The following is a 12,224-nucleotide window of genomic DNA, read 5'->3' as shown; positions in this document are numbered from 1 at the left end:
GGACGTCTCTGCCCTCGGCGAGGCCGCCTGCTTGGGGGGAGTACGTGTGTGCTCGTCCGGGCGCCCCCCGGGGGCCTCAGGGTGGGTGAGTGCCTACTTGCGAGGCCGCGCACCCCAGCGCGCCAGGGCTGAGCACGAGCAAGGAGAGTGATCTGCGTCACAAAGTGGCCGCCGGCCGGGGGAGAGCGGACGAGGTCAGGGGTGCGGGGTGGCCAGGGCGTCCACCAGGCGACGGCAGGAGCCGGCCAGGTTCCAGCGCTGCGCCAGCTCCAGCAACCGGTCCGGGTCGGCGGGGGACGTCGGCAGCGTCGCGTCCAGCTCGGGCAGCGGGACGTCGGTGGCGACCCGGACCACCTTCGGCGCCACGGCCAGGTAGTCGCGGGCGCCGTCGAGCTTGCCGCGCAGCCCGGGCGCGAAGCCGGAGCCGGGGTCGTCCAGCGCGGCCAGGATGCCGTCGAGCCCGCCGTAGCGGTCGATCAGCCGCGCCGCGGTCTTCTCGCCCACGCCGGGCACGCCGGGCAGGCCGTCGCTCGGGTCGCCGCGCAGCGCGGCGAAGTCGGCGTAGCGGTCGGCGGGGACGCCGTAGCGGGCCCGGACCGCCGCGTCGTCGCAGTCGTCCAGCTTGGCGACGCCCCGGCCGACGTAGAGCAGGCGGGTCGGGTGGGCGTCGTCGACGAGCTGGAACAGGTCGCGGTCGCCGGAGACCACCTCGACCGGGCCGGGCTGGGTCACCGAGAGCGTGCCGAGCACGTCGTCGGCCTCGTAGCCGGTGGCGCCGACCACCGGGATGCCGAGCGCGTCGAGGACCTCCAGGATCATCGGGACCTGCGGGGAGAGCGTGTCCGGCACGACCTCGCCGCCCTCCGGCGCGACCCGGTGCGCCTTGTACGACGGCAGCAGCTCCACCCGCCACGCCGGCCGCCAGTCGTGGTCCATCGCGCAGATCATCCGGTCCGGCCGCCGGGTGCGCACCAACTGGGCGAGCATGTCGAGGAAGCCGCGCACCGCGTTGACCGGCTGACCGTCGTCGGTCCTCGCGGCCGACTCCGGGATGCCGAAGTAGGCGCGGAAGTAGAGGCTGGGGGAGTCGATCAGCAGGATCGGGGGTCGGTGTGCCACGCCGACCAGCCTGGCACACCCCTGGGACGAGATGGGGGACGGCGGGTGGGCACACTGGCGGGGTGACGTTCGTACCCGGCCTGGTGCTGGCCCGCCGGTTCCACGACGAGGTGGTGGCCCCGCTGCTGGCCCGCCGGCTGCCCGGCCTGCCGTACTCCGCCGGGCTGCTCGACGGCGGCTCCGAGCTGCTCGGGCTGGACACGCCCCGCTCCACCGACCACGACTGGGGGCCGCGTACCCAGGTCTTCGTGGCGGACGCGGCGCGGGCCCCGGCGGTGCGGGCCGTGCTCGACGCGGAGCTGCCGGCGGATTTCCTCGGCTGGCCGGCCCGGTTCGCCGGCGGTCCGGCGGTCCGGCTCGGCGTGGTCGCGGCGGACGGCGACCGGCACGGGGTACGCGTCGACGAGCTGGGGTCGTGGCTGCGGGACCGGCTGGGCGTCGACCCGCGTGCCGGCCTGTCGACGGCGGACTGGCTGGCGACGCCGACGCAGCGGCTGGCGGAGCTGACCGGTGGCGCGGTGTTCCACGACGGGCTGAACGGCGCGCTCGCCGACGTGCGGGCCCGGCTGGCGTGGTACCCGGACGACGTGTGGCGGCACGTGCTGGCGGCGTGCTGGCAGCGGGTGTCGCAGGCCGAGCACCTGGCCGGTCGCTGCGCCGAGGTCGGCGACGAGGTGGGCAGCCGGGTGGTCACCGCCGAGCTGGCCGGCGACCTGATGCGCCTCGGCCTGCTGCTGCACCGCCGCTGGCCGCCGTACCCGAAGTGGTTGGGTTCGGTCTTCGCCGGCCTGCCGGCGGCCGGGCCGGTGGTGGACGCGCTGGCCGTGGCGCTCGGCGGCGGTGACTGGGCGGCCCGGCAGGCCGGCCTGGTGCGGGCGCTGGAGACGGTGGCCGGCTGGACGAACGACTCGGGGCTGGCCGCGTCCGTGGACCCGACGGCGCGGCCGTTCCACCACCGACCGTTCCTGGTGCTCGACGCCGGACGGTTCGTCGCGGCGCTGCGCGCGGCGATCACCGATCCGGTGCTGCGCGACCGGCCGCCGGTCGGCGCGGTGGACCAGTACGTGGACAACGTCGACGTGCTGACCCACCCCGACCGGGTCCGCCGGGTGGCGGCGGCGGTGCTGCCGGACTGACCGCTCAGGGTGCGGCGACCGGTTCCGGGGCGGGCGGCGCGTCGACGCGGAGGTCGGTCAGGTCGCGCAGACGTCGGATCGGGGAGAGCAGCAGGGTCAGCGGGGCCAGCGCGGTGGCCGCGGCGAAGCAGAACAGGGTGGCCCGTCCGCCGGCGGGACCGGCGAGTGCGCCGGCGAGCAGCCCACCGACCGGGATGGCGCCCCACGAGACGAAGCGGACCGTGGCCATCACGCGGGAGAGCAGGTCGGGCGGGCTGGCGGTCTGCCGGTAGGTGCGGGTGGTCACGCTGAGCACCACCACACCGCCGGCGAAGAGCACGTTGCCGGCGGCGAAGGCCAGGTAGGCGGGAACGCCCTCGCCGACCGGTACCAGGGCGGCGCCACCGACCGCCACCCCGCACGCGACCACCAGCGAGCGCGCCGTGCCCCATCGGCCGGTGATCCACGGGGTCAGCGCCGCGCCGACGAGCGACCCGACGCCCTCGACCGCGAGCAGGACGCCGACCAGCGCGGGCGGCGCGTGCAGCTCGCGGACCAGGTAGAGCGGATAGACGGCGAGTTGGGCGCCGCAGACGAAGTTCACCGCGGTGGCGGTCCACATGGTCGGTCCCAGCAGCGGGTGTCGGGTGACGTACCGCCAGCCCTCGGCGATCATCGACCGCACCGGGGGCCACCGGTCGGGCGCGTCGGCGCGTCGGGCCGGCAGTGAGCGGAGCAGCGTCGCCGAGACGAGGTAGCTGACCGCGTCGACCAGGAGGGCGGGCACGGCGCCGAGGGCCTGTACCGCCACGCCGCCCAGGGACGGGCCGCCGAGCTGGGTGGCGGCGTGGGTGGCGGAGGTGAGGCTGTTGCGCGCGTGCAGGTCGGCGCGGGGGACCACGGTGGGCAGGAACGTGGCGTTGGCGACGTCGAAGAGCACGTCGGCGAAGCTGACCACGAGCGCCACGACGACGAGGTGCGCCACGGTGAGCCGGTCCCACCACCAGGCGAGCGGCACCGACGCCACCGCCACGGCCCGAGCCAGGTCCGCGCCGACCTGCGCGCCGCGCAGCGGGAGCCGCTGTACGACCACGCCGGCCGGCAGGCCGATCACCAACCAGGCGACGTAGCCGGCGGCGGCGACCAGTCCCATCTCGAACGCCGTGGCGTCCAGCACGGTCAGCGCGGTGAGCGGCAGCGCCACCGCGCCGACCGCCGATCCCAGGTAGCTGGTGGTGCCCGCGGCCCACCAGCGCCAGAACACCCCGGCCCGCTGTTCGACGGACATGCCGTCAACCCCCGATCCGAGCCAGTGAGTTCCAATCTGGAACGGACTATAGTCGTCGTGGGGGTGGTACGTGAAGCGGGCCGAACTCGGGGACGCGGATTGCGGCATCGCGCAGGCGCTGGGCGTGCTCGGTGACTGGTGGGCGATGCTGATCGTCCGTGAGATCGCCGGCGGCACGACCCGCTTCGACGCCGTGCAGCGCGAGCTGGGGGTGAGCCGCCGCGCGCTCACCGAGCGGCTCGGCGGCCTGGTGGCCCAGGGTGTGCTCCGGCGCGAGCCCTACTCGCGGCACCCGCCACGCCACGACTACCTGCTGACCGCCAAGGGCGAGGGTCTGCTGCCGGTGCTCGTCGCGCTCCAGGACTGGGGCACCCGGCACGTGATGGGCGACGGCGCGCTGACCGGGACCGCGGGCGCCGGCTCGGCCGAGGCGCGCCGCGCGCACCGGCTGGTCGGCCGGCGGCTGCCCCGCCTGGCGCTGACCCGGCACGACGGCGTGACCGAGCCGCCGGCCGTGCCCGGCCGCTGGACCGTGCTCTACCTGTTTCCGGGCGCCTTCGCGCCCGGCGCGCCCGGCCTGCCGCCCGACTGGGCGGACATCCCGGGCGCGGTCGGGTGCACGCTGGAGTCCCGCACGTACGCCGACCGGTACGCGTCGTTCCAGGCCGCCGGGGCGGAGGTGCGCGGCGTCAGCACCCAGCGACCCGACCAGTTGGCCGCGTTCGCCGCGCACGCCCGGCTGCCGTACCCGCTGCTCGCCGACGAGGACGCCCGGCTCGCCGCCGGTCTGCTGCTGCCGACCTTCCGCGCCGGCGGGGCGGTCCGGTTCAAGCGGCTCACCCTGCTGGTCGACCCGTCGGGCGTGGTGCGGGCGGTGCAGTTCCCGATCACCGACCCGGCCGGCTCGGTCGACGAGATGGTGGCCGAGGTGCGTCACCGCGCCGGCGCGGACGCTTAGTTCCGGACTTTTCACAAGGCGCGAAAAAAGGATCCCCAGGGGCTCTCGGGAATTGACATGCGCCACTGCGTGCGGGGATGGTCCAGACGCTCCACACCCCACCCGCACTCCACCCGTCCCGGAGATGCCCATGTCACCTCTCCCGTCCCGACGACCCCGGCCGCTGCTCGCCGCGCTCACCGCCCTGCTCGCCACCGTCGCGCTGGTCGCCCCGCCCGGACCCGCCCGGGCCGCCGACCCGCTGCTGTCCCAGGGCCGGCCCACCACCGCCTCCTCCACCGAGAACGCCGGCACCCCGGCGTCGAACGCCACCGACGGCAACGCCGGCACCCGCTGGTCGAGCGCGTTCGCCGATCCCCAGTGGATCCAGGTCGACCTCGGCGCCACCGCCACCGTCTCCCGGGTCAGCCTCGCCTGGGAGGGCGCGTACGCCCGGGCGTACCAGGTGCAGACCTCGACCGACGGCGCCACCTGGACCACCGTGTTCAGCACCACCAGCGGCGACGGCGGCACCGACGACCTGACGGTCAGCGGCACCGGCCGCTACGTGCGGGTGTACGGCACCGCGCGGGCCACCGCGTACGGCTACTCGCTCTGGGAGTTCCAGGTATACGGCACGACCGGCGGCGGCAGCGGCTGCGACACCGCGACCAACGCGGCGCAGGGCCGGCCGGCCACCGCCTCGTCCACCGAGAACGCCGGCACCCCAGCCTCCGCCGCTGTCGACGGCGACCCGGGCACCCGCTGGGCAAGCGCCGCCGCCGACCCGCAGTGGCTTCGGATCGACCTGGGCAGCGTGCGCACCGTGTGCCGGGTGGTGCTGAGCTGGGAGGCCGCGTACGCGCGGGCGTACCAGATCCAGACCTCGACCGACGGCGCCACCTGGACCACCGTGTACGGCACCACCACCGGCGACGGCGGCACCGACACGGTGACGGTCACCGGTTCCGGCCGCTACCTGCGGGTGTACGGCACCGCGCGGGCCACCGGCTACGGCTACTCACTGTGGGAGGTCGCGGTCAACACCGCAGGCGGCGGCACGATCCCGGGCGGCGGGTCGCTCGGGCCCAACGTGCTCACCTTCGACCCGTCCATGTCCGCCGCCACCATCCAGGGCCAGCTCGACACCGTCTTCCGCACCCAGGAGTCCAACCAGTTCGGCACCCAGCGGTACGCGCTGATGTTCAAGCCGGGCGACTACTCCGGCATCAACGCGCAGATCGGCTTCTACACCTCCATCATGGGGCTCGGCCGGAACCCCGGCGACGTGCGGATCCACGGCGACGTCACGGTGGACGCCGGCTGGTTCAACGGCAACGCCACCCAGAACTTCTGGCGCTCGGCGTCGAACATGCGTGTCTACCCGTCCGCCGGGTTCACCCGCTGGGCGGTGTCGCAGGCCGCGCCGTTCCGCCGGATGGACATCCAGGGCGACCTCAACCTGGCCCCGAACGGCTACGGCTGGGCCAGCGGCGGCTACATCGCGGACAGCCGGGTGACAGGCGTCGTCCAGCCGTACTCGCAGCAGCAGTGGTACACCCGGGACAGCAACGTGGGCGGATACCTCAACGCGGTGTGGAACATGACCAACTCCGGGGTGGTCGGCGCGCCCGCCACCAGCTTCCCCAACCCGCCGTACACCACGCTGGCGCAGACCCCGGTCAGCCGGGACGTGCCCTACCTCTACCTCGACGCCGCCGGCGCCTACCAGGTGTTCGTGCCGTCCACCCGGACCAACGCCAGCGGGGCGTCCTGGCTGGCCGGCGCGACGGCGGGCACCTCGATCCCGCTGAGCCAGTTCTACGTCGCCAAGCCCGGCGACTCGGCCGCCACCATCAACGCCGCCCTGGCCCAGGGCCTGAACCTGCTGTTCACCCCCGGCGTGTACGCCGTCGACCAGACCATCGCGGTCAACCGGGCCGGCACGGTGGTGCTCGGCATCGGCTACCCGACGCTGGTGCCGCAGAACGGCGTGGTGCCGATGACCGTCGCCGACGTCGACGGCGTCCGCCTGGCCGGGCTGCTGTTCGACGCCGGCGCGGTGAACTCGCCGGTGCTGCTCCAGGTCGGCCCGGCCGGCTCGGCCGCGCGCCACACCGCCGACCCCACCTCGATCCAGGACGTGTTCTTCCGCATCGGCGGCGCGCACGCCGGCAAGGCCACCACCAGCCTGGTGGTCAATCAGGACGACGCGCTGATCGACCACATCTGGGCCTGGCGCGGCGACCACGGCACCGGCATCGGCTGGACCGTGAACACCGCCGACACCGGCCTGATCGTCAACGGCGACAACGTCACCGCGCTCGGCCTCTTCGTCGAGCACTACCAGAAACACGAGGTGATCTGGAACGGCGAGAACGGAAGGACCATCTTCTTCCAGAACGAACTGCCGTACGACCCGCCGAACGCGGCCGCCTGGACCAACGGCTCACGGGTCGGGTACGCGGCGTTCAAGGTCGCCGACAGCGTCACCTCGTTCGAGGGCTGGGGGATGGGCAGCTACTGCTACTTCAACGTGGACCCGACCATCGCCGCCTACCACGCCTTCGAGGCGCCGACCCGCTCCGGTGTGCGGTTCCACGACCTGCTGACCGTGTCACTGGGCGGCAACGGGTCGATCACCCACGTCATCAACGACACCGGCGCCACCGCGCAGGGCACCGCCACCGTCCCGGTCAACGTGGTCAGCTATCCCTGACCCGGCCCGCCGCCGCCCGGGGGAGAACACCCGGGCGGCGGCGTAGCCGACCAGCGGCCGGTAGATCCGCACCGAGTCGGTAAGCGCCGAGAAGTGTGACCCCGAGTTGCCGGCGTGGTAGCGGGTGGCGATGTCGACCTGCTCGATCGGCAACCCGGCCCGGGCCGACTCCAGCAGCACGTTCATCTCGTACTCGAACCGGTCGCCGGGGATCGTGGCGAGCCAGCCCAGCAGCCCGGCCGGGTAGGCGCGCAGGCCGGTCTGGGTGTCCCGCACGTCGCGGCCGGTGGCCAGCCGGAACGCCGCCCGGGTCGCCGCGTTGCCGAACCGGCTGCGCGCCGGCACCTCACCGTCGAAGCGGCGCACGCCCAGCGCCTGGGCGCCGCTGTCCCGCATCCGCTCGGCCACCCGGACCACGTCGGACACCTCGTGCTGGCCGTCGGCGTCCACACAGACCACGCCGTCGCCGGGGCGATGCGTCGTGGCGTACCGGAAGCCGGTGCGCAGCACCACGCCCTTGCCCCGGTTGACCCGGCGGCGCAGCACTGTCGCGCCCCGGGCGCGGGCCGCGTCCAGCACCGCGGCGGCGGACGGGCCGCTGCCGTCGTCGACGACGAGCACTGACGCGCCGGGCAGCGCGGCGGCGAGGTCGGTGACGAGCGGTGGCAGCTTGTCACCCGGCCGGAACACCGGCACCAGCACGATCACGGAACCTCCCGGGATTCGCTCGCCCGCCGGCACGGCCCGCCGGGTCGATCGACGGCCGTTCTACCCCGGGTGCCGGGCGGCGAACCCCCGACCGAGCAGGCGCTCCACCCGGTGCGCGGCGCGGGTCAGCCCGCGCTCGCGCCGCAACAGCGCCTCCGGGGTACGCAGCCCCAGGTAGCCGAGCCGGCAGGCGACCCGGGCCGCCCGCTCCCGCCGGGCCGGCACCGGCTCCGGACCGGTCACCGGCACGTCCAGCAGCGCCGCGCCGCGCAGCCCGAGGACGCGCCCGGCGAGCAGCCGGATCCGGGGCAGGTGCCACGGGTGGGACACCAGGCCGAGCGGGTGCGCCGGGGTGAACCGGGCGCCGCCGAGCAGTCCGTCCTGGACGGTCAGCGCGAGGTTCTGCAACGTGGTGCGGGAGCGGTTCTCGGCGTCCAGCCGGGCGTACGCGTCGAGGCCGGCGTCGCGGGCGAGGGCACGCATCAGCTCGCCCTCCCGGTACTCGGCGGGCGGGTCCGGGGCGCCGGCCGGGCCGTGCGGCCAGCCGCCGGTGAACACCACGCGTGGGTCGGTCGCGGCCCGGAACTCGGTCGCGTGCGCGCGGACGTAGGTGACGGCGGCGCGGGTGCGGGCGGCGCTCTCGGCGGTGAGCCGGTAGCCGCCGTCGTCGCCCACCACCCCCCGCCCGAACACTAGCAGCACGGTGGCGATCATGATCCAAGTGTAAGGAGGGGCCCCTTGTTAACACCCGTCTGTTAACAAGGGGCCCCTCCTTACACCCAGGGCGGGGGGCCGACGCCGGTGATCCGTACGCCGCCCCACGGGTCGACCTCGGTGAGCCGGGCGCGGGCAACCCGGTCGCCGATGCGCACCTCGACGTCGCGGCGGCCGGCGCGCAGCAACCGCGCCACCCGGGGATCCGGCTCGATCCGTCCGGCCCAGTGGTAGCGGCCGTCGACCGGCTCCCACCGGCCGACGGCGTGCAGCCGCACCGGCGTGCCGGCCACCTCGGCCGGGCCCTGCCAGCTCACCGCTCGATCCGTTCGTGCGCGCGGGTCAGCTCCGGCGGCAGGTCGGCGCCGCGCCGGACCCCCTCGATGCCGCTCCACAGCAGCGTGGTCAGGTAGTCGGTGAGCGCCTCCCGGCGGTTCGGCTGGCCGTGCGTGGCCCACCAGTCGCCGACCGCCTGCACGAAACCCACCAGCCCGCACGCCCACGGCTCGGCCGGGCCGGCGTCGAGGCCGAGCGACCGCAGCCGGTCGCCGATCACCCGGGCCAGCCCGGTGGCGACCTGCCGGCTGGTGCCGGTGACCACCTGCTGGATGCCGGGGTGACCGGCCTCGTGCACGAGGAAGCGGTAGAGCGAGGGCTCGGACTCGATCACGCTCAGGTAGGCGTCGATGGTCGCCTCGACGAGCGCCCGCTCCTCGCGGACCTGCGCCACGGCGGGCGCGATGGCGTCCACCACGCGGGCCGCGACCACCTCGCTGACCGCCAGCCAGAGTTGCGCCTTGTCGGCGAAGTAGCGGTAGAGCACCGGTTTGCTCACCCCGGCCGTGGCCGCGACCTGGTCCATGTCGACGGCCGGGCCGTGTCGAAGCAGCGCCTGCACGGCGGCGCCGATCAGCTCCTGTCGGCGGTGCTCGCGATGGCCGGCCCAGCGGTCGCGACGGCCGGTGCGCCGCGGCTCGGGCGGGTCCTCGGGGCCATTGACATCGGTGGAGGTGCGTCGCATGCTACCACTCGTAACAGTTACCGGAAGTTACGTCAACTGGAGGGGTCATGGAGCGGACGCCTGCCGGATTCCCCCGCGAGGCGGCCGCCGACCGCCTCCTCACCGCCTCGGTGCGGACCAGCTACGAGCCGCTCGTCGACCTCGACTGGTCGGCGCCGCCGGTGCCGGGCGCCTACTGGATGCCGCCCCGGCGCAGCAGCCTCTACGGCACGTCGCTCTGGGCGGCGATGACCGAGGACCAGCGCATCGAGCTGACCAAGCACGAGGTGGCCGGCGCGGCGAGCGCCGGGCTGTGGTTCGAGACGATTCTGATGCAGATGTTGATCCGGCACTACTACGACGCGGACCCGACCAGCCGGCACGCCCAGTACGCGCTCACCGAGGTCGCCGACGAGTGCCGGCACTCCATCATGTTCGGTCGCCTGATCGAGGCGTTGGGGTGCCCGGTCTACCGCGCCGACCCGGTCGACCACCTGCTCGGGCGCTGGCTGAAGGCGACCGCCACCGGCCCGCAGATGTACGCGTCCATCCTGATCGCCGAGGAGATCCTCGACTCGTTCCAGCGTGAGGCGATGGCCGACGAGACGGTGCAGCCGCTGATCCGCATGGTGTCCCGCATCCACGTGGTGGAGGAGGCCCGGCACGTCCGCTTCGCCCGCGACGAGCTGGCCCGCCAGGTCGAGGCCGCCGGGCCGGTCGCGCTGTCCTACGCGCGCCTGGTGATCGGGCGGGCCGCGCACTCGATCAGCCGGCGGCTGGTCAACCCGCGGGCGTACGCGGCGGTCGGCATCGCCCCGGCGGTCGGCCTGGCCGCGGCCCGCAGTAATCCGCACTGGCAGGCCACCCTGCGCTGGTCCGCCCAGCGGATCGCCGAGCACCTGGACGGCCTCGGGCTGATCGCCGGCCCGGGCCGGGCGCTGTGGCGGCACTCCGGCCTGATCGCGTCCTGAGCGGGGGCGGGGCCGGGGGGGGGGCGGGCGGGGGGGGGGGGCGGCGCCCCGGCCCCCCGGCGGGGCCGGGGGGGGGGGCCCGGGGGGGGGGGGGGGGGGGGGCGCCCCCCCCCCCCCCCCGCCGCGGGGGGGGGGGGGGGGGGGCGCCCCCCCGGGGGGGGGGGGGCCCCCCCCCCCCGCCCGGTCAGGAGGTGGGGAAGGTGTCCGGCGTGCGGATCCGGTCCCGCATGTACGCGCCGGACTCGGTGAGCACCGACGGGCCGGTGAAGGTGCCGGCCGCGCAGGTGCCCGGCCGCAGCGCCGCGCTGCCCTCGGCCGCGTCGGAGAACGTCCAGTTGGCGTAGCTGATCTTCAGCCGGTCGAGCAGGTCGAGCCAGGCGTTGCTGCTGGCCACGTCGACCGCGCCGTCACCGGTGTAGGTGACCGTGCCGAACTCGGTGACGAACAGCGGCAGCCGGGAGGCGGCCCGCTGCACCTCGTTGCGGTAGTTGTCCTTGTGCGACGCGGCGTAGAAGTGGAACGTGTACATGATGTTGTCCGCCCGGACCGGGTTGTTGACGATCTCGTCGGAGTTGCCGCCCTCGGAGACGCCCAGCGAGGACCAGCCCCGGGTGCCGACGATGACCACGGCGTCCGGGTCGGCGGCCCGGATCACCGGGATGACCTGCTCGGCGTAGCTGCGGATGGTCGACCAGCTCACCCCGTTGGGCTCGTTGGTGATCTCGTAGATCACGTTCTTCTTGGCCGCGTTGCGCGCCGCCACGGCGGCGAAGAACGTCTTCGCCCGGTCCAGGTTGTACATCGGGTCGCCGGGGGTGAGCGTGTGGAAGTCGATCAGCGCGTACATGCCGCGGGCCTCGGCCTTGTCGACGAGCGTGTTCACCTGGTTGGTGAACGCGGTCGGGTTGGTCTCGTAGCCCTTCTCCTGCACGTACATCGAGATGCGCAGCAGGTCGGCCCGCCAGTCGTCGGCAAGCGCGCCGAGCGAGGTGTCGGTGTAGCAGTTGGCGAACCACTGCAACCCGTGGGTGCTCATGCCGCGCAACTGGATCGGGCGGCCGTACTGGTTGCAGAGGTTGACCCCGCAGACCCGTAGCTGCCCGTTGATCGCGACCGGCGTGGTGCCGGTCGGCGGCGGCGTCGTCGGCGGCGGGGTGGTGGGCGGGGGCGTGCTCGGCGGCGGGGTGCCGGTGCCGCCGGTGCAGACCGTGCCGTTGAGCGTGAACGAGGTCGGGCTCGGGTTCGACCCGGTCCACGACCCGTTGAAGCCGACGGTGGTGCTGGCGCCGGTGCCGAGCGACCCGTTGTAGTCGAGGCTGCGGCCGGTCACCGCGGAGCCGCTCTGCTGCCAGGTGGCCGACCAGCCCTGGACCACGCGCTGGCCGCCGTCCGGGAAGGTGAAGCCCAGCGTCCAGTTGCTCACCGGGTCGCCGAGGTTCTTGACTGTCAGGTTGGCGGTGAAGCCGCCCTGCCAGGAGTTGGTGGTGTAGGTGACGGCGCAGCCGGTCGCCGCCATCGCGTTCGTCACCGGCAGGACGGCGGTCGCCGCCAGGGCGAGCGAGCCGACCGCGCCGCCGACGAGCAGGTGCCGCCGGGACGGACGGGGGATCAAGAACATGTGGGAAGGTCCCATCTGGAGGGGGTGATCGGACG

General features: G+C 74.5%; 11 protein-coding genes. 4 read left to right on the top strand and 7 right to left on the bottom strand.

The features are described from left to right. Positions 1 to 195: 195 nt before the first annotated feature. Positions 196 to 1,119 carry a 5'-3' exonuclease H3TH domain-containing protein gene (locus ACIA5A_RS18095; protein ID WP_396763180.1) on the bottom strand — a complete coding sequence of 308 codons (924 nt, stop codon included), beginning with the start codon at positions 1,117 to 1,119 and terminating at the stop codon, positions 196 to 198. Positions 1,120 to 1,181: 62 nt separating this feature from the next. Between ACIA5A_RS18095 and ACIA5A_RS18090 the strand changes: the two genes are divergently transcribed. Continuing rightward, positions 1,182 to 2,255 (top strand): DUF4037 domain-containing protein, encoded by a 1,074-nt coding sequence (locus tag ACIA5A_RS18090; protein WP_396763178.1) that lies wholly within the window; start codon positions 1,182 to 1,184, stop codon positions 2,253 to 2,255. Positions 2,256 to 2,259: 4 nt separating this feature from the next. Here ACIA5A_RS18090 and ACIA5A_RS18085 read toward each other — a convergent pair whose 3' ends face one another. Then, the gene (locus ACIA5A_RS18085) at positions 2,260 to 3,522 is read right to left on the bottom strand and encodes an MFS transporter (protein ID WP_396763175.1); all 1,263 of its coding nucleotides are present in this window, start codon (positions 3,520 to 3,522) and stop codon (positions 2,260 to 2,262) included. Between the two features lie 70 nt (positions 3,523 to 3,592). On the opposite strand from ACIA5A_RS18085, the gene ACIA5A_RS18080 reads away from it, so the two are divergent. Both ACIA5A_RS18080 and ACIA5A_RS18075 read left to right on the top strand, forming a co-directional pair. Next, positions 3,593 to 4,480 (top strand): winged helix-turn-helix transcriptional regulator, encoded by an 888-nt coding sequence (locus tag ACIA5A_RS18080; RefSeq protein ID WP_396763172.1) that lies wholly within the window; start codon positions 3,593 to 3,595, stop codon positions 4,478 to 4,480. Positions 4,481 to 4,610: 130 nt separating this feature from the next. After that, on the top strand, positions 4,611 to 7,178 hold the full coding sequence (locus tag ACIA5A_RS18075; RefSeq protein WP_396763169.1) for a discoidin domain-containing protein: 2,568 nt from the start codon (positions 4,611 to 4,613) through the stop codon (positions 7,176 to 7,178). Here the strand turns inward: ACIA5A_RS18075 and ACIA5A_RS18070 are convergent. The 4 genes from ACIA5A_RS18070 to ACIA5A_RS18055 are packed head-to-tail and all read right to left on the bottom strand — an operon-like array spanning position 7,077 to position 9,621. Beyond that, positions 7,077 to 7,886, bottom strand: coding sequence for a glycosyltransferase family 2 protein (locus tag ACIA5A_RS18070; protein ID WP_396763166.1), 810 nt, complete (start codon positions 7,884 to 7,886; stop codon positions 7,077 to 7,079). The two genes, ACIA5A_RS18075 and ACIA5A_RS18070, sit on opposite strands and share 102 nt — an antisense overlap. A gap of 60 nt (positions 7,887 to 7,946) precedes the next feature. Continuing rightward, positions 7,947 to 8,600: a YdcF family protein gene (locus tag ACIA5A_RS18065; protein WP_396763164.1), complete on the bottom strand. Its 654-nt coding sequence runs from the start codon at positions 8,598 to 8,600 to the stop codon at positions 7,947 to 7,949. A gap of 59 nt (positions 8,601 to 8,659) precedes the next feature. Next, a complete protein-coding gene (locus ACIA5A_RS18060; RefSeq protein ID WP_396763161.1) occupies positions 8,660 to 8,917 on the bottom strand; it encodes a DUF4873 domain-containing protein in 258 nt (85 codons plus the stop codon). Beyond that, a complete protein-coding gene (locus ACIA5A_RS18055; protein WP_396763158.1) occupies positions 8,914 to 9,621 on the bottom strand; it encodes a TetR family transcriptional regulator in 708 nt (235 codons plus the stop codon). Before ACIA5A_RS18055 ends, ACIA5A_RS18060 begins: the two co-directional genes overlap by 4 nt. A 47-nt stretch (positions 9,622 to 9,668) precedes the next feature. Between ACIA5A_RS18055 and ACIA5A_RS18050 the strand changes: the two genes are divergently transcribed. Next, positions 9,669 to 10,571: a diiron oxygenase gene (locus ACIA5A_RS18050; RefSeq protein ID WP_396763155.1), complete on the top strand. Its 903-nt coding sequence runs from the start codon at positions 9,669 to 9,671 to the stop codon at positions 10,569 to 10,571. Between the two features lie 184 nt (positions 10,572 to 10,755). Here ACIA5A_RS18050 and ACIA5A_RS18045 read toward each other — a convergent pair whose 3' ends face one another. Further along, positions 10,756 to 12,189, bottom strand: a complete 1,434-nt coding sequence (locus ACIA5A_RS18045) for a cellulase family glycosylhydrolase (RefSeq protein WP_396763152.1) — start codon at positions 12,187 to 12,189, stop codon at positions 10,756 to 10,758. Positions 12,190 to 12,224 lie beyond the last annotated feature (35 nt).

The sequence above is a fragment of the Micromonospora sp. NPDC051300 genome, assembly GCF_044455315.1.
GTDB lineage: Bacteria > Actinomycetota > Actinomycetes > Mycobacteriales > Micromonosporaceae > Micromonospora > Micromonospora robiginosa.
The sequence above is the reverse complement of the archived record's forward strand: the minus strand, read 5'-3'. Positions and strand labels throughout refer to the sequence as shown.